At 65.6% G+C, this 21,218-nt stretch carries 26 protein-coding genes; 7 read left to right on the top strand and 19 right to left on the bottom strand.

All coding sequences use genetic code 11. The features are described from left to right. Positions 1-743 (bottom strand): B12-binding domain-containing protein (locus Q8W67_RS22525; RefSeq protein ID WP_305550009.1); only part of this gene is annotated, 743 nt, incomplete at its 3' end. A 397-nt stretch (positions 744-1,140) separates the two neighbouring features. Here Q8W67_RS22525 and Q8W67_RS22520 point away from each other — a divergent pair. The 4 genes from Q8W67_RS22520 (at position 1,141) to Q8W67_RS22505 (ending at position 3,647) form a co-directional block, all read left to right on the top strand. After that, a complete protein-coding gene (locus tag Q8W67_RS22520) occupies positions 1,141-1,851 on the top strand; it encodes a L,D-transpeptidase (protein ID WP_305550012.1) in 711 nt (236 codons plus the stop codon). A 244-nt stretch (positions 1,852-2,095) separates the two neighbouring features. Continuing rightward, a complete protein-coding gene (locus Q8W67_RS22515; protein ID WP_305550007.1) occupies positions 2,096-2,254 on the top strand; it encodes a hypothetical protein in 159 nt (52 codons plus the stop codon). 111 nt (positions 2,255-2,365) lie between these two features. Continuing rightward, a complete protein-coding gene (locus Q8W67_RS22510; protein WP_305550006.1) occupies positions 2,366-3,397 on the top strand; it encodes a transposase DNA-binding-containing protein in 1,032 nt (343 codons plus the stop codon). Beyond that, on the top strand, positions 3,321-3,647 hold the full coding sequence (locus Q8W67_RS22505) for a hypothetical protein (RefSeq protein ID WP_305550005.1): 327 nt from the start codon (positions 3,321-3,323) through the stop codon (positions 3,645-3,647). The genes Q8W67_RS22510 and Q8W67_RS22505 overlap by 77 nt, the downstream gene beginning before the upstream one ends. A gap of 119 nt (positions 3,648-3,766) precedes the next feature. Here the strand turns inward: Q8W67_RS22505 and Q8W67_RS22500 are convergent, their stop codons facing one another. From Q8W67_RS22500 to Q8W67_RS22490, 3 genes are all read right to left on the bottom strand, one after another. Next, positions 3,767-4,183 (bottom strand): DUF1236 domain-containing protein, encoded by a 417-nt coding sequence (locus tag Q8W67_RS22500; RefSeq protein ID WP_305550004.1) that lies wholly within the window; start codon positions 4,181-4,183, stop codon positions 3,767-3,769. A gap of 44 nt (positions 4,184-4,227) precedes the next feature. Then, positions 4,228-4,473, bottom strand: coding sequence for a hypothetical protein (locus tag Q8W67_RS22495; RefSeq protein WP_305550003.1), 246 nt, complete (start codon positions 4,471-4,473; stop codon positions 4,228-4,230). Positions 4,474-4,758: 285 nt separating this feature from the next. After that, a complete protein-coding gene (locus Q8W67_RS22490) occupies positions 4,759-4,968 on the bottom strand; it encodes a hypothetical protein (RefSeq protein ID WP_305550002.1) in 210 nt (69 codons plus the stop codon). Between the two features lie 653 nt (positions 4,969-5,621). Between Q8W67_RS22490 and Q8W67_RS22485 the strand changes: the two genes are divergently transcribed. Beyond that, a complete protein-coding gene (locus tag Q8W67_RS22485; RefSeq protein ID WP_305550001.1) occupies positions 5,622-5,888 on the top strand; it encodes an amidohydrolase family protein in 267 nt (88 codons plus the stop codon). 15 nt (positions 5,889-5,903) lie between these two features. Here Q8W67_RS22485 and Q8W67_RS22480 read toward each other — a convergent pair whose 3' ends face one another. From Q8W67_RS22480 to Q8W67_RS22450, 7 genes are all read right to left on the bottom strand, one after another. Further along, the gene (locus tag Q8W67_RS22480; protein WP_305550000.1) at positions 5,904-7,196 is read right to left on the bottom strand and encodes a hydantoinase/carbamoylase family amidase; all 1,293 of its coding nucleotides are present in this window, start codon (positions 7,194-7,196) and stop codon (positions 5,904-5,906) included. 66 nt (positions 7,197-7,262) lie between these two features. Beyond that, on the bottom strand, positions 7,263-7,679 hold the full coding sequence (hpxZ, locus tag Q8W67_RS22475; RefSeq protein WP_305549999.1) for an oxalurate catabolism protein HpxZ: 417 nt from the start codon (positions 7,677-7,679) through the stop codon (positions 7,263-7,265). 1 nt (position 7,680) lies between these two features. Beyond that, the gene (locus Q8W67_RS22470; protein WP_305549998.1) at positions 7,681-8,865 is read right to left on the bottom strand and encodes an amidase; all 1,185 of its coding nucleotides are present in this window, start codon (positions 8,863-8,865) and stop codon (positions 7,681-7,683) included. Next, positions 8,862-10,478, bottom strand: a complete 1,617-nt coding sequence (locus Q8W67_RS22465) for an ABC transporter ATP-binding protein (RefSeq protein ID WP_305549997.1) — start codon at positions 10,476-10,478, stop codon at positions 8,862-8,864. The genes Q8W67_RS22470 and Q8W67_RS22465 overlap by 4 nt, the downstream gene beginning before the upstream one ends. After that, the gene (locus tag Q8W67_RS22460) at positions 10,475-11,302 is read right to left on the bottom strand and encodes an ABC transporter permease (protein WP_305549996.1); all 828 of its coding nucleotides are present in this window, start codon (positions 11,300-11,302) and stop codon (positions 10,475-10,477) included. Before Q8W67_RS22460 ends, Q8W67_RS22465 begins: the two co-directional genes overlap by 4 nt. Positions 11,303-11,304: 2 nt before the next feature. After that, a complete protein-coding gene (locus Q8W67_RS22455; protein WP_305549995.1) occupies positions 11,305-12,276 on the bottom strand; it encodes an ABC transporter permease in 972 nt (323 codons plus the stop codon). Positions 12,277-12,280: 4 nt separating this feature from the next. Beyond that, complete coding sequence (locus Q8W67_RS22450; RefSeq protein WP_305549994.1) at positions 12,281-13,900, bottom strand: ABC transporter substrate-binding protein; 1,620 nt, start codon at positions 13,898-13,900, stop codon at positions 12,281-12,283. A gap of 280 nt (positions 13,901-14,180) precedes the next feature. Here Q8W67_RS22450 and Q8W67_RS22445 point away from each other — a divergent pair, with 280 nt between their 5' ends. Continuing rightward, on the top strand, positions 14,181-14,351 hold the full coding sequence (locus Q8W67_RS22445) for a hypothetical protein (RefSeq protein WP_305549993.1): 171 nt from the start codon (positions 14,181-14,183) through the stop codon (positions 14,349-14,351). 53 nt (positions 14,352-14,404) lie between these two features. Here Q8W67_RS22445 and Q8W67_RS22440 read toward each other — a convergent pair whose 3' ends face one another. The 8 genes from Q8W67_RS22440 to Q8W67_RS22405 all read right to left on the bottom strand — a co-directional run bounded on the left by Q8W67_RS22440 (position 14,405) and on the right by Q8W67_RS22405 (position 20,411). Further along, positions 14,405-14,731 carry a hypothetical protein gene (locus Q8W67_RS22440; protein WP_305549992.1) on the bottom strand — a complete coding sequence of 109 codons (327 nt, stop codon included), beginning with the start codon at positions 14,729-14,731 and terminating at the stop codon, positions 14,405-14,407. Positions 14,732-15,120: 389 nt separating this feature from the next. Beyond that, a complete protein-coding gene (locus Q8W67_RS22435) occupies positions 15,121-15,339 on the bottom strand; it encodes a hypothetical protein (protein ID WP_305549991.1) in 219 nt (72 codons plus the stop codon). 361 nt (positions 15,340-15,700) lie between these two features. Further along, positions 15,701-16,210, bottom strand: a complete 510-nt coding sequence (locus Q8W67_RS22430; protein ID WP_305549990.1) for a monooxygenase family protein — start codon at positions 16,208-16,210, stop codon at positions 15,701-15,703. Positions 16,211-16,356: 146 nt separating this feature from the next. Further along, positions 16,357-16,671 carry a transposase gene (locus Q8W67_RS22425; RefSeq protein WP_305549989.1) on the bottom strand — a complete coding sequence of 105 codons (315 nt, stop codon included), beginning with the start codon at positions 16,669-16,671 and terminating at the stop codon, positions 16,357-16,359. Then, positions 16,671-16,898: a helix-turn-helix domain-containing protein gene (locus tag Q8W67_RS22420; RefSeq protein ID WP_305549987.1), complete on the bottom strand. Its 228-nt coding sequence runs from the start codon at positions 16,896-16,898 to the stop codon at positions 16,671-16,673. Before Q8W67_RS22420 ends, Q8W67_RS22425 begins: the two co-directional genes overlap by 1 nt. Before the next feature lie 285 nt (positions 16,899-17,183). Beyond that, positions 17,184-19,139 (bottom strand): adenylate/guanylate cyclase domain-containing protein, encoded by a 1,956-nt coding sequence (locus tag Q8W67_RS22415; RefSeq protein WP_305549986.1) that lies wholly within the window; start codon positions 19,137-19,139, stop codon positions 17,184-17,186. Positions 19,140-19,799: 660 nt separating this feature from the next. Continuing rightward, positions 19,800-20,018: a hypothetical protein gene (locus tag Q8W67_RS22410; RefSeq protein WP_305549985.1), complete on the bottom strand. Its 219-nt coding sequence runs from the start codon at positions 20,016-20,018 to the stop codon at positions 19,800-19,802. A gap of 237 nt (positions 20,019-20,255) precedes the next feature. After that, positions 20,256-20,411, bottom strand: a complete 156-nt coding sequence (locus tag Q8W67_RS22405; protein ID WP_305549984.1) for a hypothetical protein — start codon at positions 20,409-20,411, stop codon at positions 20,256-20,258. Positions 20,412-20,536: 125 nt separating this feature from the next. Between Q8W67_RS22405 and Q8W67_RS22400 the strand changes: the two genes are divergently transcribed. Continuing rightward, positions 20,537-20,830 (top strand): hypothetical protein, encoded by a 294-nt coding sequence (locus Q8W67_RS22400; protein WP_305549982.1) that lies wholly within the window; start codon positions 20,537-20,539, stop codon positions 20,828-20,830. Positions 20,831-21,218 lie beyond the last annotated feature (388 nt).

Raw genomic sequence — 21,218 nt, 5'->3', positions numbered from 1 at the left:
CCGATGGATCGATTGCACGATGCCTCGCGAACGGAGCGGATCGCCATGGCGAGCTGATCGACGCGCGCCTCGTTGCTGAGCGTCAGGCCGACGACGCCGAACCATTCGGACGCTACCAAAGCGGCGATCTCTTCCGGGCTGGAGGAGAGCCCGATCGACACCACCCAGCCGGCCCTGTGCAGGAACTGCTCGACGATCCGCACGCCGAACGTGTGCTGCTCTCCGGGTGCGCTCATCAGGAGCAGGCGGCGTTTCCCGTCGCTTGGGACCGCATCCCCGTCCACCCGGAACCGCGACACGAGACACTGTAGGCGGGCGACACCCGTCGTCACCTCGATGAAATCGCACAGATCGTCGTCCCACATGCGGCCCAGGAGGGCCGCGGAGGGCGCCAGCAGATCGAGGAACAGCCGATCGACGGGATGGCCTTCCGCCACCAGGGCCGAGAAAGCCTCGACCATGGGCGCATCATCCTCCGCAAGCGCCAAATCCGTGAAGGCCGCGACCTGCCCCACCTCTGGTTTGAACGTCGGTTTGGGCGCTTCCGAAACGAAACCGCGATGCAGCAGCATCAGCTGAGGGATGATCTCGGACTGGACGACTTGCCCTAGGGCCAGACACCGCTCGCGCGCGGCCTCGGCTGCGCGTTTGCGCGCATAGGCCTGACGGGCCTCCGCCGCGCGCTCGGTCTCATGGGGGGAGCTATCGCCCCACTGGCCTTCGGACGAAGCGAGGTTCTGCATCGTCCCCCTCCCGGTGCCCCTGCGTCGACGGCCTTGGTGACCTGCCGATCGCAGGATTGCATCAAAACTGCCGGCGGGCGGGATGTAAAGGTCGAGGTACGATCCTTTTGGTGAGGCGATCGAACGCAGGTGCCGGAATCTCCTGGTGGGTGTCGGCCGATTCCGAGCAAGGCCGGCAGGCCCTGGCACGGGCCGTCAGGGTGGCGATCGGAAGCGCGCGCTCATAATTCTGACCTTCATCGACGTTGCCGGCGTCGGTGCATGGCAAGCGCCACACAGCGAAAACCTGGCTTGCCAGTCGAGCCGGGTACCGGCAATCTCAGCTTAGCCGTACGCTCAATGTATGTATGCCGGAGCGTTTTCTCGTCGGGCCGCAGGACATGAGAAGTCCAGAATGATGATCGTGGACGGTGAGACTGCCGATGCCGGCGGGATGGACGAGATCGCTCTGCCCGAGCGTCGGGCGGGGCTTCTCAACCGCCGGTCGTTTCTGGTCGGCTCGGCCGTCGGTTTCGGCGCGCTAGGGCTAGCCGGTTGCGCGACATCCGACGGCATGATCCTCGCCGAGGCGGCGAAGGTCTACGGGCCGATTCCAGACGAGAAGTTCCCGATCCCGGCGGTCGATATCGGCAAGGTCGATCCGAAATATTACCGCCGGACAGTTCGTTACGAAACCAGGGAAGCGCCCGGCACGATTATCGTCGATCCCGGCAATTTCTATGTCTACCGCATCGAGGGCGACGGGTCCGCCACCCGTTACGGCGCCAATGTCGGCCGCGATGGGTTCTTGTGGAGCGGTGACGCTTATGTCGGTCGCAAGTCCGAATGGGCGACTTGGACCCCGCCAAAGGAGATGATTCGGCGTCAGCCCGAGGCCGCCAAATACGCCCGCGGTATGCCGGGCGGCCTCGACAACCCGCTCGGCGCCCGCACCCTCCATCTCTACCAGAACGGCGCCTATACGCTCTACACGATCTACGCCAGCAGCGAGCCCGAATCGATCGGCACAGGCGTCACGAGCGGCTGTGTCGGCCTGCTCAGTCAGGACATGATCCACCTTTATTCACGAACGCCGGTCAAGACGAAGGTTGTCGTCCTGCCCGCGTAGGTAAAGGTGTCACCCTTGTTGCAGACGCCACCCGGCTCGGACGAAGTCGCAACCTATCGGGGTGCTTCCGGGTCGCGCCACAACCTAACCTTGGCACTCGGCCCGGCAGCGGCCCTTCGGCTTCGCGCCCGTTGCGGTCATAGAAGGAAAGGAGCGTTTTTCCAGAACGCGGACGTAGGATCTTTGCCGCGACCAAAATGCAGCGCGGTGCCGGGTGCCGATGTAAGCTAGCCGCATAGCCTGATTGACCGGACCGAACACGGGCTACGACCGATCCGACCGGAGCAGCCTCATGCCGATGGGCGGGCCGCTGGCCTACCGGGAGACCAACGCCATGCGATTTCTGGTCGAGAACCTGACGCAGCCCGGCGAGCGACCCTTAACCCTCGAAGACTTCGCCTAGCGCGTACGCGTCCGGCGAAGCTTCCAATTACCCACATCGTCGGCCTGACGTTTGCCTCGCCTGAATCGACCATGATTCTGTCCGTGACGCCGAATCACGGAGGCGTCGCGGATGAGCGGTGGTGTAGTGGCCGGCGACGCCGGCTGGCAGGACGCTGAACTCGCCTGCACGAGCTTGCCCGATCAGCGCCTCGGGCGCCGCCTGCGCAGGTTGCTGGATCAACCGTCGTCCGCGCCGGGTCAGCCTGTGCCGGCTGCCTGCCCGGGCAAGATCGGCTTCACCAGGACCATCAACGGCGGGCGCGACAAGGCGGGGCAGCCCAACGTGCTGACGCTGTGCGGCGTGCTGATGCATTCCAGCCTCGCCGTCTCGCTCGCCGGCACGCCGCTGGGCCTCACGGCCGTGAAGTTCTGGACGCGCACCAAGTTCAAGGGGACCTGGACGCTCAAGCGGCACGTGAACCCTACGCGCGTGCCCATCGAGACGAAGGAGAACTACCGCTGGCTGGAGAACCTGCGCCAGTCGATGGCTTTCCTCGGCACGCCAGAGCGCTGCGTGCATGTCGCAGTCCGGGAGAGCAACATGTACGAGCTCTTCTTTCTCGCGCAGGACCTGCGCACCCGCTTTCTCGTGCGCGTGCAGACCAATCGGCTGGCCGAACCACCGCCCGACGCACCGCAGCCGAACGCGGATCATCGCGTCTTCGCTCAGCTCGACGCGGCACCCTGGTCGGGTCGTCATCAGGTCGACGTCGGCGGCAACACCGATGAGACCGCCTGCCTGCACGTCAAGTTCGCCACCATCACGACCCGCCCGCCGATCGGCAAGCAGAAGCGCTACAGCCCGCAGGTCCTCACCTACATCCATGCTCTCGAACTCGACCCGCCGGCTGGTCGTCAGGCGATCGACTGGAAGCTCGTCACCAACTTGCCGGTGGCCGACCTCACCGCGGCCGTCGAGAAGCTCGGCTGGTACGCGCTGCGCTGGAAGGCGGAGGTCTTCCACAAGGTCATGAAGTCGGGGTGCCGCGCGGAGGAGAGTAGGCTGCAGACCAGCCGAGAGGCTGGTGAAGTTCCTCGCCCTCGTCACGGTGGTCAGCTGGCGCATCTTCTTCGTAACCATGTCGGCCCGCGTCAAACCTGACGCTCCGCCCGACACCGTCCTCACCGCCGCCGAGATCAACGCGCTCGATTGCATCGACGCAGCACGCGCGATACCGCGACTGGGGCGGCGGGCGCTTGCCGACGACCTGCTGCCGATCGCCATGCTCGGCGGCTACCTCGCCCGCAGCCGCGACCCGCCACCCGGTAACATGGTCGTTTGGCGCGGCCTCGCGCGCCTGCACGACATCACCGTCGGCATCACAATCGGCGCCGCCCCACGATATGGGTAATTGGAAGCGACAACGGAGGCTTACGCGGAAGCGTTCGGACGGTGACAGGCGAAACCCCGCCCGGGCTTGGCCGGACGGGGTTCGATGGTTGGGCCGTCAGTTCTGGGTTGGTAGCCTGCTTACTCGACGACCTCGACGATGCGGTGGCCGCGGTCGACCAGTACCGGCTGGTCGTTCACGATGGTGTAGCGATACCCTGGACGCACCCGATACTCGGTGGGCACGTCGTAGTAGGTCACGCTGTCCTCCGGCAGCACCGTGCCGACGCGGACCGGGCCGCCCCAGCTGTACGAGCTCACGCCGCGCTCGCGGACGTAGGAGCGGAAGCGCGGGCGCTCGTCGACGCCCAGGATGCCGCCGACAGTACCGGTGGCGGCGCCGACGGCACCGCCGACGATGCCACCCACCGGACCGGCCGCATCCGCACCGACCTCGGCACCTTCGGCGGCCCCGCGCAGGATGCCCTGCGCCTGGGCGGCCATCGGGAGGGCGAAGAGGCTGGTCGTCGCCAGCGCGAGAAGAAGTTTGCGCGTCATGGGGATGTCTCCTGAAGTGTCGGGCGGGAAAGGAGCGCGGACGCTCAGTTGCAGCCTTCCTTGTGGACGGTCTTGGAGTTGCCCATGCCGTCCTCCTTGTGGACGGTCTTCGAGCCGCAATCGACGGTGCCGGTGGTCACCTCGCGACGTTCCACCACGCCCTCGCGGTGGTCGACCGCGACGCCGGGCCCACCATCGCGATGGATCACCGTGGTCTCCTCGGCCATCGAGGCGTTGGACAGACCGGTCACGGCAGCAAAGGCAAGGCCGGCAACAATGAAGTTACGCATGGGATATCCTCGTCAAGCAATGGGTTTCAATGGACAGTAAGACTGAGTCCTCGTTCCTGGTTCCACGCCATGCTGGTGAAACATTCGGCGACCTCATCTCCGAAATGAACGGACGATTAACGGCGTTCTCGGTAGGCTTCGCAGAGAAGTACGCAGCACCCGCGTCGAAAGGCGTCGTATCTGGGATGGATGACGAGCGTTGGCTGATCCATGGGACGCGGCAGTGCCAGCCTTCACAGGCGAGCCGCCCCGGCCGTACCCGGGGCGGCCGGGTCGTCACGCGGCTCAGTAGCCGCAGCCGTAAGGGCGGCCGTAACCGTAGCCATAGTGGCGATGGTGGTATGCGCGGGAGGCCAGGGCCCCGGCGGCGATGCCGCCGACGACACCGGCCACGACGGCGCCCTCACCCCTGGCCTGCGCGGTTGCGCTCCCGAGAGCCCCGAGCCCGAGCAGGGCGGCCGCGGACAGCGCGGCGATCGTGGTCGAGAGACTCACGGGTTCTGCTCCGTATTTAATGTAGTTGTGCGCGAGATCTCGCCAGGCCCGATCATGTCGTTTCGGCGGAAGACCGTCGATGTATGAGGTTCGGGTGTCTGCGTTGACGCCAATACGCCGAAGGCCAGACTTTGGTTCCAGGCCGCCCAGCGCGTTGATTGCTCGATGCTTGCGCGAGGGAGCGTCAGCGACCGTCGTCGTCGAAACCGCAGGACGAGCCGCGAAGGCTATGGCGGTCCGTGCGAGGCGGTTCAGGATGTCGAAAACCGGTGGCGGCTATCAATAGGGTGGTTTGTAAGGTGCATAATCGCCTATCTGAAAGCAGTTTTTCGTTCCACCAACGATATGGCTGTATCGCGCCCATCTCGGCTGCTCCCACGGATTGGGCAGCGTTTCCGAACGCGAAATTCCGGATGCCGGCTCACTGCTGCGGTGATGTCTGCGTAGCCGCTGGTGGAGACTGTGCCTAATTTGGCTCCGACGCTATGTGTTGCCGATCACGCCGAACCGCGAAGCGACGGGCAAACGCGACTGCGACTGGGGAGCGGTGGAAGCGATCCTGTGCGTGTCTGCCATCAGCCCGAACGCGGCAAGCATAGCCGCCGCCACAATGGACTTGCGGTGTCCCATCACTGCTGAACAGTGGGCCAAGTTTGTGGTTCCGCCGGGCCGCGGTCGGCAGCCTCACCGGCAAAGGGCGCATCGCGGCCGGGTACGACGCGGACTTCACCCTGGTGGACCTGAAGGCGCGCCCCACCATCGAGGAGCGCTGGATCGTCTCGCCCTGCGGCTGGACTCTGTTTGCGGGACTTCGCGTCACCGGCTGGCTGGTCGCCACGATCGTGCGCGGACAACCGGTCATGCGCGACGACGAGGTCCTGGGCGATCCGGTCGGGCGCCCGGCGCGTTTCTCCGCCTGAGTCGAGGCGCCCCGATCAACCGCCGCAGGTCTCGGCCACCAGCCAGGCGGTGAGGATCGAGACGGCAGCGATAAGGTCGTCGATCTCCATGGCCTCGTCGGGGTTATGGCTGCCGTTGGCGTTGCGCACGAACAGCATCGCCATTGGAACCCCGACTTTGGCGAAGGCCGCGGCATCATGCGAAGCCGGGCTGCCGAGAGGCATGGTGGCGATCCCGAGGGCCGCGGCCGCAGCCTCGAAGCCGCCGCGGATCCGCGGGGAGACCTCTCCGACCGCCACCTCGGCGCGCGGGCCCAGCACGATCTCCACGTTGCGCCGCGCCGCGACCGCCGCGACGTCAGCCAGGAACCGCGCCTCAAGCTCTGCCAGCGTGGTCGCCTCATAGGCGCGCACGTCCAGGCTGAACCGGAACTCACCCGGGACCGTGGTCAGGCCGTGGGCCGCACCGTCGGTGTGGAACCGCCCGAGGGTGACGGCCATCGGGCGGCCAGCCTCCTCGTTGGCCTGCCAGACCTGGTCCAGCGCCTGGGCGATCTCCGCGCCGGCCATGGCAGCGTCGCGCCGAAACCGCCGTGGCGTTCCAACATGGTCGTAGCGTCCGACGATCCGGGCATCCGGATAGCGGAAGTTGCCCGGGATCCCGGTGCAGAGGCCGACCGGGATCCCGGCCTCGACGAGGCTCGGCGCCTGCTCGATATGCACTTCCAGGAAGGCGTGGATCGCGGACGGATCAAGTGTCGGCGCGCCTCCGCGCAGGGCCTCGGGATCACCGCCAGAGGCCGCGATGTGATCGGCGAGGCTGCGCCGGGTATCGGTCCGCGTGATGGCGAGCGCGCCCTCCGGCAAGGTGCCGAGCGCCGCTCGGCTGCCGAGATAGGACAGCTGGAACCAGACGCTTTCCTCCGCGCGCACGGCCATGACCATGATATCGCGGTCCGGGATCAGCCCCAGGCTCTGGATCGCCGCAACGGCGGCGAGCCCGGCGACGACCCCGGCGGCCCCGTCGAAGTTGCCGCCATGGGCGACGGTGTCGAGATGAGAGCCGATCAAGATTGGCGGCAGGGTCCGGTCCCGGCCCGGCAGCGTCATGTAGGTGTTGGCGGCCGCGTCCTGGCGGATCGAGAGGCCCAGATCGGCTGCGCTGCGCGTAACGATCGCGTGGGCTTCGGTCTCCTCCGGGCTGTAGGAGGGACGGGTGAACCCGGGATCGTCCTGGCCGCAGCGAGCGAGTTCTGCCAACAGGTGCTCTATCCGGCCTCGCTGCTCGCTGACCGCTTCCCTGACGGCGATGACGGCTGCCTGTTCCAATGGGTTTCTCCCTGCCCAGGATCGGTCCGGCTGCCCATCACGACGGTCCCGCTGGGCGCGCCATGATTACCCAGCGGCATCGGGGTCGACCTGCGCGGCCATGATCGATACGTGCGCTGAGATCACCTTCCAACCGCGATCGGGGAGGCGCATCCAGGTCTGGCTCTGGCGCCCGATACCGGGCTTGCCGCGCGGCTTGAATTCGAGATTCACGGTGGCGACGTCGGAGCCGATCGTCAGGATCTCCAACCGGATGCGCGCCTCCTTGGTCCCCCCAGGCGGGGGATCGGCCGCGATGCGGGCGGCATGAATCGCCGCGAAGCCGTAGCCGTTCTCGCCCACGGCGTAACGGATCGTGTGAGGGCTGTCCCAGAAGGTCGAGTCCAACACCGCGACATCCTTGTCGATCAGCGCCTGCTCGTAGCGCTCAAACAGGGCCGAGACCTCGGCCACCACGTCGGGGCGGTTCACAGATGCGTCCATGTCAGGCCTCCAGGGCAACGGCGGTCCGGATCAGGTCGAGGTCGGCTCCGCGGGCGCCGATAATCGACAGGCCCACCGGGGCGCCCTCGACATGTCCTCCCGGGATGTTGACCTGCGGGACGCCGGTGAGGCCGCCGTGGCTCGTCAGGCAGCCGATGCGTTCCCGTAACGGGTTCAGCGTGCTGAGCGGCAGCCCGCGCAGGGGCGCCGGGAACGGCGTGGTCGGAAGGCACAGGATGGTCCCGGGGGGCAGGAGCCGCACGAGGCGGGCCCGTGCCTCGATCCGCATCAGGGTCGCGGCGTTGCGCTCGGCCTCCGTCATCATCGAGCCCTGGACGAGCGCTCGGGCGACCGAGAAGGCGAGGCGCGGGTTGCAGGTATCGAGCCAGGGCTCGAAGGTCTGCCACGCCTCGCTGCTCTGCAGGACGCGCTGTGCCCGCTGCCACACCGACAGGCCCTGCGGCGCCATCGTCACGTCGCGCCGGTTGCCGATCAGGGCGGCCAGACGGTCGATGAGCGGTATCAGCGCCCGCTGCACCGCCTCGTCGGCGAAGCCGAGCGCATCCGCGGCCACCAGCAGCGTATCTGGCAGCCGATCCGGCATCGCCTTACCGAACAGAACCTCTCCGACCCGGGCGAAGGTGGCCGGATCGCGGGCGAACCAGCCACAGGTATCGGCGCTCGGCGCCTGGACGCAGACCCCGGAGAAATCGATGCGGCCGTGGGTGGGGCGGATCCCGTAGAGGCCGCAGAAGCTCGCCGGCACGCGCACGGAGCCGCCGCTGTCGGTGCCCAGCGCGAAGTCGCAGGCCCCGGAGGCTACGGCTGACGCCGAGCCGCTGGATGACCCGCCGGGCACCCGATCCGGGGCGGCCGGGTTCAGCGGGGTGCCGTCATGGGCGTTCTCCCCCAGGATTCCCAGCGAGACCTCGTCGGTGACGGTCTTGCCCACCACCGAGGCCCCCGCGTCGAGGAGGGTCTGGACCACCCAGGCGTGCCGGGTGGGCGTCGGGTAGATCCGCGGCCAATCCGGGTTGCCGCCGCCGGTGGGGATCCCGGCGACGTCGATCAGATCCTTGACGGCAAAACCGAGCCCGGTGAGCGGCCCGGTCGCGGAACCGGCGACGTGGGCGCGCGGACCCGGCAGGAAGGGGTCCGTCGAGGGTGCGGGCTGGTCGGACGTCATGCGGGGATCGGCTCCTGCCACTGGGCGCCCGGAACGGCTGCGAACAGCGCCTTGGTGTAGGGGTGCTTCGGCGCGAAGAAAATCTCGGACGTGGGCGCAACCTCGACTACTTGGCCGGCCCGCATCACGGCGATGCGATCGCAGACCTGCAGCGCGACGCGCAGATCATGGGTCACGAACACCATGCTGAGGTGAAGCCGCGCCTTGATGTCGGCGAGCAGCGCCAGGACCTGCGCCTGCACGGAAACATCCAAAGCCGAGACGGGCTCGTCGGCCACCAGCACCTCGGGTTGCATGGCCAGGGCCCGGGCGATGCCGATCCGCTGACGCTGGCCGCCGCTGAACTCGTGCGGGAAGCGCTGTGCCGCCGCGGGATCGAGGCCGACAAGCGCCAGCATCTCGCGTGCCTGGACCTTGGCGACGTCCGGCATGGTGCCGTGGATGATCGGCCCCTCGGCGACGATGTCGACGACGCGCTGGCGTGGGTCGAGGGAGCCGTACGGGTCCTGGAACACCATCTGCACCCGCTTGCGGTGCGGACGCATCTGGCGGCGGCTGAGCGCGGCGACGCTGTGTCCGGAGAGAAGGATCTCGCCGCCATCGACCGGCATCAGCCGGGTGATCGCCCGCGCCAGGGTGCTCTTGCCTGAGCCGCTCTCGCCGACGAGCCCCAGGGTCTCGCCTCGCCGCAGCATCAGGTCCACGCTGTCGAGCGCGCGGGTGACGCGGCCGCCGAACAGGCCGCGGGCCCCGTACGTCTTCTCGACCTTGCGTGCCTCGACCACCAGGGGGGCCGCGCTGGGCGTCCGCCGCGGCGGCGGCGCCAACCTGGGCACGGCCGCGATCAGCGCACGGGTGTAGGGGTGCTTCGGTGCGCCGAGGACCGAGGCCGCCGGGCCCTGCTCGACCAGGGTGCCCTTCTGCAGCACCGCGACCGTGTCGGCGATGTCGGCCACCACGCCGAAATCGTGGGTGATGAACAGGACGCTGGTACCATGCTCGCGCTGCAGTTCGCGGATCAGGTGGAGGATCTGCGCCTGGGTGGTCACGTCGAGAGCGGTGGTCGGCTCGTCGGCGATGAGGAGCCGGGGGTTCAGCGCCAGCGCCATGGCGATCATCGCCCTCTGGCGCTGGCCGCCCGAGAGCTGGTGCGGATAGGAGCGCAGGAGTCGGGCGGGCTCCGGCAAGTGGACGCTGTCGAGCAGCGCGACGACCCGGGCCCGCCGGGCAGTGCGGCCGAGCGCGGTGTGGATGCGCAGGACCTCGTCGAGCTGGCGGCCGATCGTGTGGAGCGGGTTCAGGGCCGTCATCGGCTCCTGGAAGATCATCGCGATCCGTGCGCCCCGGATGCGACGCATCCGCTTCGGCGTGATCGCCGCGAGATCCTCGCCCTCGAAGTTGATGCGCCCGCCCGAGACACGTACGTGCGGCCCCGGGAGCAGCCCGAGGATCGCGCGTGCCACCAGCGACTTGCCCGAGCCGCTCTCGCCGATCAGGCAGGTCACCGCGCCGGGCCGCAGGACGAGATCCACGTCGGTGACCGCATTCGACCGGTCTGCGCCCGGGGGCAGCGCGATCGTCAGCCTCTCGATGTCGAGGACGGAGTCGCTCATCGCTCGCGGAGCCTCGGGTTCAGCGCCTCGTTCAGGCCATCCCCAACGAGGTTGATGCCGAGGACGGTGAGCAGAATTGCAATTCCGGGAAAGGTGCAGATCCACCACGCCGAGCGCAGGACCGCGCGTCCGGCACTGATGATCAGGCCCCAGCTCATCACGTTTGGGTCGCCGAGCCCGAGGAACGCGAGGCCCGCCTCGATCAGGATCGCCGTGCCGATCAGCAGCGACCCCACGGCGATGATCGCCGAGGTGCAGTTCGGCAGCATGTGGCGGAAGATGATGCGCGCATCGCCCGCCCCGAGGCCGTCGCAGGCGAGCACGAATTCTCGCCCGCCGAGCGCCACGAACTCACCGCGCACCAGCCGGGCGATGCCGGGCCAGGAGACCGCCGCGATGGCGACGATCTCGCTGGTGAGCGACGGCGACAGGATCGCCACGATGAGGATCGCCAGCACGAAGGCCGGGATCGTCTGGAAGAACTCCGTGAGCCGCATCAGCGCGATCTCGACGCCGCCCCGGTAATAGCCGGCCAATCCCCCGACCAGGGTCCCGAACAGGATCGCGGCCAGAGTCGCGCCGAGGCCGATCAACAGCGAGGTGCGGGCGCCGTAGGCGATCTCCGCGGCGACATCCCGCCCGAGCGTGTCGGTGCCGAGCAGGAAGCGGCCGCCCGGCGGCTGGAGCGCGGGCCCGACGAGGCGGAACGGGTCATCGGGAAAGAGCAGGGGCGTGAGCGCCACCAGGGCCACCAGCCCGAGCAGCACGGCGGCTCCAAGGAGCGCCAGTCGGTTGCGCGCGAAGCGCGCCAGAGCGGCCCGCATCGCTACAGCTCCATCCGTGGATCGAGGCAGACGTAGACGAGGTCCACGGCGAGGTTGATCACCACGACGAGGCAGGCCGAGACGAAGAAGATGCCGAGCAGCAGGTTCAGGTCGCGCGACTGGAGCGCGTTGAAGGCCAGCGTGCCGACCCCCGGCCAGCCGAACACCGTCTCGACCACGATCGAGCCGCCGATCAGGTTGCCGGCCTGTACCCCCGCCATGGTGACCACCGGCAGCAGGGCGTTGCGCAGGACGTGGCCGGTCATCACCCGGGCCTCGGTCTGGCCCTTGGCGCGGGCCGTGGTGACGTAGTCCATGCCGACCTGCTCCAGCACGGAGGCGCGCATCACCCGGGCGTAGACGGCGAGGTAGAACAACGAGAGCGCGACCGCCGGCATGACCAGGTGACGGCCGATATCCCAGACCTCGTCCCAGCCTTCGTTGTCGGCGCCGACCGTGTCGAAACCGCTGGTCGGCAACCAGCCGAGGCGGATCGCGAAGACCACGATCATCATCAGCCCGAGCCAGAACCCGGGCGTGGCATAGGCCACGAGGCTCACGAGCGAGATCACCGCGTCACGCCAGGAATTGCGCCCCGTGGCGGCCACGAGACCGAGCAGCGTGCCGATCACCAGGGCGGTGCCGAAGGCGGTCAGCATCAGCAGTCCCGTAGGCCAGAGCCGCTCGAGGATCAGGCTCACCACGGGGCTGTCGTTGCGAAACGAGTAGCCGAGGTCGAGATGGAGCATGTTCAGCAGGTAGACGCCGAACTGGGTGGCGAGCGGCCGGTCCAGGCCGAACTTGTGCCGCAGCTGTTCCATGTATTCCGGGCTGGCCGCACCGCTCTCGCCGGCCAGCACCGACGCCGCATCGCCGGGCGCCAGGTGGATCAGGAAGAAGTTGAGCACGACGATGCCCAGCACCACGGGGATCGCCAGCAGGAGCCGGTGACCGAGAAATCGCGCGAGCCGCATGGGGCTACTTGTCCATCCAGGCCCGTTCGAACGCCTGCTGTGTGCCGAGCGGTCCGGTGGTGTGGTCCTTAAGGCGCCGGTTAAAGACGCTGACGTATTGCACGTCGATCAGCCAGACCATCGGGCTGTCGTCGGCCAGGATCTGCTGGACCTTCTTGTAGATCGCTCCGCGCTTCTCGGGGTCCAGCTCGCGCGCGCCCTCGCCGAGCATGCGGTCGACCTCCGGGTTTGCGTAGAAGGTGTCATTGACGAAGGTCACGCCCTTGCGGATCTGCGCGGTGAGGAATTGCTTGTTGAGCCCGTAGACCGGATCGACGCCTTGGCTCAGGAACGGCTCGTTGATATCGTAATCGTAGTTCGTGTAGACGCGCCGCAGCCAGGTTGCGGTGTCCTCCGAACGGAGCGTCACGTCGATGCCGACTTCGGCCAGCGCCTGCTTCAGGTATTCGGCCTGCCGCAGCCACTGCTCGCCGAACGAGTTCACCTCCAGGTGCAGGGCAAAGCGCATCCCGCCGGCGCCGCGGGGCGCGCCGGCCTGATCGAGCAGCCTGTTGGCGATCTCCAGCCGGTCCGGCACATCGTACCGGCGCACGTCGTCGGTGTAGAGGCCCGCCGTCTTGAACTTGCGGCTGAGCGGCCCCGTGGCGGGCAGGCCGTAGCCGAACATCACGTCCCTGAGGATGACGTTGCGGTCGATGGCGTAGGCGATCGCTTGGCGGACCTCCTTCTTCTGAAGCTGTGGGTGACGGCCGTTCAACTCCAGGACGCTCTGGGCCGGCGTCATCTCGTAGCCTTTGGTCGTCAGGTCGAGGACCGGATTGGTCTTCATCCGCGCGAGATCGGCGTAGTTCACAGCGCTGTAGCCGGCGAAATGGGCCTCGCCGGCCTCCATGGCGGCCGACCGCGTGGCGGCGTCCGGGATGAAGCGGGCAACGATGCGGTTGAGGTAAGGCAGCCCCGGTTTCCAGTAGGTCTCGTTGCGATCGAGCCGTACGGACTGGCCGCGCTCCCAGCTCACGAACTTGAACGGACCGGTCCCGATCGGCTTGTTGGCGCTCGGGTTCTGGAGGATGTCGGTCCCCTCGAACACCGACCGGCACAGGATCGGCAGATCGCGCCCCGAGAGCGCCTTCATGATGTACGGAGCCGGGTTGGCGAGGCGCAGCACCGCTGTCATTGGGTCCGGTGTATCGACTGCCACGAGTTCCGCGAGCATCACCGGGGCGATCGGATTGTACTTCTTCAGGATCTCCATGAAGGAGTACTGCACGTCCGCGCTGGTGAACGGCTTGCCGTTGTGGAAGGTCACGCCCTCCTGGAGCTTGAACGTGATGGTCTTGCCGTCCGGGGCGACATCCCACGACTTGGCGAGGTTGGGCTGCGGGTTCAGGTCCCAATCGTAGGTGCACAACCCTTCATAGACCTGCGTGGCGATCGGTGGAATGTTGCCGGCCGACACGGCATAATGGGCCAGGGTTGAAGGCTCCGGATGCACGATCATCACCATCGTGCCGCCTCGCTTCGGCTCGGCCGCGCGTGCGCTGCCCGAGGCTGCGGCAAGGCCGAGCGGGAGCGCAAGCACCGTGCGGCGGGAGAGATCGGTCACGTGCGGTGTACGGGACAAGCCGAAGGACTCCTGAAATTGAAGGAGCCTCAGCAACGGTCGTGCCACCGGGATAGGAAAATCACACCCTTATCATGTCGATTGATCGCGGCTGCTCTGCGCCCGGCCTCGCATTCGGTACGCAGAAAAATTGACGGGAGATCTTGGTGGCGGCCGCCGGACTACCCGGAGGACCCACGTCGGAACGAACCTTGCCAAGAACAGCGGCCGAGCCGGCCCTGGCTCGCGCTGGTAGGCAGTGGCCGCAATGCCCGGCTCCGGCCGGACGATCAGGCTCGGGATGCTCACCCCATCCTCGAACCGCGCGTTCGAACTGATGACCGCGCGTATGCTGGCCGGGCACCGCTCGGTTCGCCAGAGCGACGATCTCGGCCTCGAATTCGTGCTGCACTCCGGTGACCGAGCGGAAGGCGGCAATGACCGCCCGGAGACAGGCACATCGGGCGAATAGCCCAGCCAGAGCAACGGCGTCTTCGTACTAGGGCAGCAGAGTGCCCGAGAATGTCACGACGCTTCGCGTACGGAGTGTATCGCCATCGCGAGCTGATTGACGCGCGTCTCATTGCTGAGCGTCAGACCGACGATTTCAAACAATTCGGATGCCACCAGAGCAGCGAACTCCTCCGGACTGGACGAGAGCCCGACCGAACCCGCCCAACTCGCCCTGCGCAGGAACGGCTCGACGATCCGGACGCCGAACATGTGCTGCTCGCCGGGGGCACCCATCAGGAGCAGTCGACGCTTCTCGTCGAGCGGGCGTGGCTCCCCGTCGACCCGGAATGGAGCCACGAGGAGCGAAAGGCGAGCGACCCCCGTCGTCACCTCGACCAAGTCGCACAGATCCCCGTGCGACCTGCGGCTCAGGAGGGCCGCTGGATGCCAGGAGATCGAAAAACATGCGCTCGACGGGGTAGCAGTCCGCGACCAGAGCGGAGAAAGCCTCGACCATGGGCGCATCCTTCTGTGGGAGCTCCAGATCGGTAAAGGCTTCAATTTGCTCTACGTTCAGTTTGAACGAGGCTTTGATCTGCTCGGACAGGAAACTGCGATGCAGCAGCACGAGCTGAGGGATAATCTTACCGATGTCATCGAAAACGCCGAGGCTGGGCGCTGCGCACGTTGACCACTCTGCGCCCGGACTCGGCTCGCGCCTTAGCTCACTGACACCATCCGTCAGATCAAGTCTCGACTACTCTACCTGATCCGGATTGTCCGATCGCTCAGGCCGCCCGTTCCAGGGACGTAGCCAGCGCCGAGTGGTGCACACCGGACGGTACGTGCAGCCCAGCCTCCCCGCCCTCGCTCCAGGCGACTTCGGCGAGGACCCGCGCGCCGTCCGCGGTCTCGTATTCGACCGCTTCGCCCCGCACCACCGCCGGCACGCCCACGAGCCGGGCGTCGTGCGCGGACACCTCGGCCAGTCCATCGATCGCATTCAAGACGGCTTCCGTTGCCCGTCAGAGCGGACCCTGTGGCTGGACTCGACGCAGGACATCGATGCAGGTTCGACGCCAGCGGGCAGCGTCATCGAGTAACAGCACCTCTTCGGCCCTTACGAACACGCCGCGCCTCGCCATCGTCCCCTCTGATCCCGGGATGGATGCAGAACAGACATGGAACGCGGCGAGACCCAGAACCGTCACTGCGGACCGGGGTCTGCGGGATGCACGCGGTGATACGGTGTGCTGCGGTGGTGTCCGCCAGCCGAAACCTACTCGTACGGACGCCCTAGCCGCCCATCTCCCGCTGTCCCCTACGGCATGCCGACAAGGACATCCGGTACAATGAACGGGTGTAAATTTATGAAGAACGATGATCGGGCTGTTCAGTGCCGGGCAAGCGCCCCGCTATGGATTCTGTTTCTAAACGAGATCTGATCGTTCCAGCGGTCGGAGCCATTGGTAGAAAACTTGAAAAGCCGTAGGACTTGCGCATGTTGAGATAAACGCCCTGCATTCCGCCGCGCATGTGATAGGTTTCGTGCCAGAACTCAGTGCCTTCGGGGTTCTGAATAAACTTTGCCCACCATGTTTTGTGTGGATCAGATCTAGACCACATCTCCATTGATTTCAGGTCACGCCAATACCATCGCATGCCGGCATGAAGCGGGAAAATTTGGAAGAGTATTCTATTCTCATACCTGAGCAGCCCGTCTGGCCAATTGGCGCCCGCCTTATCAATCGGTCCACCTATCCTAAGGATAGTAAGTGCTCCTCGCAGGTTTTGAGCACGCATACCCAGCATCATAACGACCAAATCCGGATAAGCGGAAATATCTGGCGTCTCAGATCTGATGCGAAGGCTCACCATAAGAGCACCTCCAAATATTCAGACATTCTGCGCTCAAATCTGGCAGATGCCAAGCAATCATTAAAGGCCGATGATGCCCATCGCCGACCAGTCGATGCACGGTCACGCTGACGTCTCGATGGTAACCGGGGGAGACATCCGGGCGGTCAAGCTGTTGCAGCGTGTCTGATGAGGTCCGGTAGGGGCGGGATCGCTTCACCGCCAGAGATCCCGACGCGGTCGCTAAGGTAGCGGAAGAACGAGATCCCGAGCTTTGCGCAAGTCTTCATCAGGCCGAGCATGACATCGCGGGCGGTGCGGCCCGCCTCGCTCATGGTCCCGCCGGAGATCTTCCGCTTGGTCACGCAGGCGCGGATGTCGTTATCCGAGCCGTTGGTGTGGAGCGGGATCCCGGGGCGCTCCCACACGCGCAGCAAGGCGGCTCTGTGGCGATGCAGGCGGGCGAGCAGCCGATCGAGCATCAGTCAGACCAGGCCAGCCCGAGTTCTTGGGCCATCCGCAGCGCGATCTTGGGCGTGCTCCAGGTCCCGCCATCGGGCGGTGGCTGCGCCAGGCGCGCCCGCAGCTTGTCCAGGAGTTCAGGGGTCAGAAGCCGCGGGTTGGCGCCGTTGCGGCGGCGCCGGTCGCCCACCGCATCGGGACCGAACTGGTTGTAACGGCTGGCCAGTTGCTCCTGCCAGCGCTGCACGAACCCGGTCGTGGACGCGACCTCCGCCGACAAACTGCCCTGCGCCAGAAGCCAGATCGCCTGATAGTGCGCGCGCCACGCAGGCGTCGTCCCAGGTGCGGGGACGCCGGCCCCGTTCCGTGATGCTCAGATGATCCGCTATGTGGGCCATATCCATCTCCATGAGACAGGGCCACAGATCCTGGCCAGCCCAAAACCACGCGGGGATCCCCGCCGAATCAATCAGCCGGATATTGTATCAGTTATAAACTATAGAAAATATAATTGCGACAACCGAACATAGATCTATCCTTCGGGTAGTCCGGCTTTCCTCAGCCCATCAACTATGCGCTGATATTCAATCAAGAATTTTGGGTTGTCCGAGAATCCAGCATTTGCCCATTTCTGAACGGTGTAGCCAGGCATTAACTTCAAAAGCTCTGCAACTGCATCCTGCGCTTCGACTTTCTGTTCAGTCCAAGCGTAAGCAGCAGACAAGTCGATATAAGCCAGCCAAAGTGGTCCAGCTGCGACCGATTTACGGCACCAATCAATGGCCTCCGAGTCTCGGCCTAAATGTGTGAATGCGTGACACATATGGAATAGCCAAAAATTTAAGGCTGGGTCGTGCGGGCTTAGACGCAGAGCCTTCTCGATCAGCGGCAGCGCCTCATTCGAGCGGCCGAGCAGGATTTTCGTATGACCAAGCTCCTCATAGGCGACAGCTAAATTCCTATCGTTCCTAATCGCAGTCTCGAATTCAGGGACTGCCAAGTCGTGCTTTTTTTGTGCTTTCAGTATTTCACCCTTCACGAAGTGGGCCATCGCATGCTCAGGCGCATCTGACAGCACCGACGTAATTGCCTCATTCGCTGCAGCTAAGTTTTCAGCAGGAGATGAGCTCCATCGGAGCCATACCATGTAGGATATGGAGCGCGCTTTACCCACCAATGCGGAAGTGAGACGTTGATCTTTCTGAAGAGCAAGCTCAAAAAGATTAAGTGCCTCTTGAAGATGCGCGGGACTTGGACGCCGGTTCAGAGCTGCCCAACCGCGCATGGCGAGATCAGCGGAGTTTGGGTTGTCCGGCCGCTCACGCAGCGTGCGAAGGCTTTCTGCTTGGGTCAGTTGCACGTCGAGCGAGCGGGCGAGGCGGGCGACGAACTCGACCTGCAGGTCGCCGAGCCGGCTGCGCTCACCTTCGAACCTGTCGGCCCACAGATGGGCCCCGGTCTCGGTCGATATGAGCTGCGCATTCAGGATCACGCGATCGGCGGCGCGCCGCACGCTTCCTTCGAGGACGTAGCGGACGCCGAGGTCGCGGCCGACCTGCTTCACGTCGACAGCCTTGCCTTTGTAGGTGAAGGCCGTGTTGCGCGCGATCACGAAGCTGCCGGCCAGATGCGAAAGGTCGGTGGTCAGATCCTCCGTCAGCCCGTCCGCGAAGAAGTCCTGCTCCGGATCGGCGCTCAGGTTTGCAAACGGCAGCACCACCAGTGAGAGCGGCGGCAGGGGCTTGGGCGGTAGGCCGGCCTGCACCGCGAGCGTGTGGTCGGCCGTGGGAACCTTGGCGGGCCGATACCACCAGCCCAAGCCGACGGCTGCGGCAAGGCCGAGCACGCCAGCCACTCCGGCGAGCCAGAGAGGGCGGCGGCTTGCGACCGCAGCTTGTGGCGACTGATCCGGTTCGTCCTCAGGCAGGTCGGCACTGGCCGCGATGGCTTCGGCAGAGAGGGCGAAAACGCCGATCGGCCGGGCGATATTCTTGAGTTCGAGCTTGCCGCGGTCTTCGAAGTGGTAGGGAAGCTTGTCCCGGACCTGATCGTGGATCGAGCGGGAAATGCACAGGCCGCCCGGTTCGGCCAGCGGTTCCAGGCGCGCGGCCACGTTCACGCCGTCGCCGTAGAGGTCTCCGTCCGGCTCCGCAATCACGTCGCCAAGGTTGATGCCGATGCGCATGCGCATTGCTTGGTTCTCGGGAAGGCCGGCATTATGCATGGCGGTCGCGCGTTGGATGGTAACGGCACAGCCAACGGCACGCACCGAGCTGTGGAACTCGACCAGCACGCCGTCGCCGGTCGACTTCACGATCCGGCCATGAGCGGCGGCGACCTGCGGCTCGATCACGGTCCGGCGGAGCGCCTTGAGCCGGCGCAGGGTGCCAGTCTCGTCCTCGGAAATCATTCGGCTATAGCCAACCACGTCCGTCAGCAGGATCGCGGCAAGGCGGCGCTCCACGGCCCGATCCAACACTGCCCCCATCAGTTTGCTCTATACCTGATTACCCTATCACAACTGTACTCCCAAGCCAAAATCAGTCGATCTCTGATTATGCCCCAGCTAAAATGGCGCAAGATCTAAGAAATAATCGCATACTCAGCCGGATTAATTGATTTACGAATGTATAAATCGGTGATGAGAAGAGAAAATACGATTCGTAAATCTTCCATTTGGCATTTCCAACTTGAGACAAATTTTAATATTTGCGGACATATGACTGCGTTTAAGAAGTCATCTCGATATTTGGCAGGCCCAACACGGGGTCGAAGACGGAACGTCCGCTTCACTATGCCGGCCGCTCCATAGCGGACCGGCCGATTTCGGCCTGATCCGGCCGGCCGCCTCGCGCCCATTGCGGTCATTCATCGCGCCCAATCCGCGTCTCCGAAGCGGATCTCCGAACACTTCCGCTGGTCGGTTGTACGCCCGCGTCTCGACCAGTCATCAGCCGGGGCGTCGCATCAGTCCCCGGATCGGGGGAGCGCACCCGCCCCGACCGCCAAACCGGCCGAAACATGGGCCCCTCCGTGATGCGCCCGCAACTAGGAAAAGCGAGCGGAACACCCATGGTCCGAATGGAAAGGGCCCCGGTCCCATGCCGGGGCCTTCCTTCTGGGTCCGCGGCATGGCCACGGGACTATGTTAGCGAGCGACCGCCTCAACGACGAGGCGCCGACCTACTGGAGCGGTAGGAACGAGCCGCGGCGTGGTGGCCAGTTCGGACGGGGGTCGAACGGTGGCCGTGGCACGGGCCTGCTCACGATAGAGCGGCGGAGTAAGATTGACGCGCTCGTTTGCCTGGGCGGAGCCAATCAACGTGACGGTCGCGAGGGTGGCGAGAGTGATGGTGCGGATGGTCATGGTGCTGATCCCACTGAGGTTCCGGGACTGATCCCGGCTTCGAGGGATTAGATGCGCCGCACCGCACCATCATTCAAACAGATACAATCAATAGCCCATATTGATCATATCAATGATTGGCGGATTGTGGGGACATAGGGCTGTCCTTCGTTCCGACATACGATCGGGATGCGCGAGGCCGGGCGAGCCGTGATGTATGGCCGCCCCGCCGGTGCGAGCGCCTCTGAAGGCGCGGCCTCAGTCCTTCGCAAACGGCTTGTTTGCCTTGAAGTTTCTGGCTCTCGGCTCAGCCTTGCGCGGGTCCGGCTTGTTGGCGAGCAAGCGTTTCACGCGTTCGTTGAAGTCCTCGGGCGTGACGGCCTGCGCTTTGCCGGTCGTGAATTCGCGTGCCATCTCGGCCTCCGCTTCGTGGCCCAGTGCACGGGATTGCGCGGAGGGATGAGGCCCTTATGCGCCTTCTCGGGGCAGGGCGCCAGCACAGCCAAGCTGAGGCGGCGTGTTCGCGTAGCCGCCGCCTCATGGACGTCTTGGGGCGGCTGCAGGAGCCCTCCGACAGGGCCAGCAACCCCACCGTGTCCGACCTCCGCAAGATTTCTGAGGTCACGGACGACGATATCATCGCCGCGGTGGAAGCCATCCCCGGCGATCTCGCGAGCGAAGCCTATTCCCTGGCGAAGGGTTGGACTCTCGACCTAGTCGGGGCGGTCGCGAGCCACAAAGCCTCTCAGAACGCTCTGCGCACCGATCGGGATGCCTACAAGCGCGACATGGTCCGCACCGGGATCCCGCTGTCGCATCCGGTGATGGGATGAGCAAAGTCAGGGCCCCGATCCCGGAATCAGTAGAAGCGCTCGCTGACGCTGCTTGCCCCGGTAGGAGCGCCCGCTGCGAGCCCGGGCAGGCCCGGACGTTGTCCGGCTTCGATGACCGTTTCGCGCGTGAGGTCGTCCACGGCCTCGTGCGGTCAGCTATCGCCCGAGGAGGCGATCCCGCCGCTCGACTTCAGCAGTTCCGCACGTTGCAGCAGGCGGCAATCGCGATGTCGCGAGACCCTGCCGCGACTCAGACTGCCGAGCAACTCGTCCGTGCGATCGACCTGAGCCTCCGGGCGATGGCCGCAGTGAAGTCATAGGCCCACCGGGCTGATTGTGTGGGCACCCACCGATTGCACGTGGACGTGGCGCAATGCGGGGAAGCGAC

Origin of the sequence: Methylobacterium sp. NEAU K, assembly GCF_030700285.1 — a bacterium.
Taxonomy (GTDB): Bacteria; Pseudomonadota; Alphaproteobacteria; order Rhizobiales; family Beijerinckiaceae; genus Methylobacterium.
Note: the sequence above shows the minus strand (reverse complement) of the source record. Positions and strands in the feature narration are given on the sequence as shown.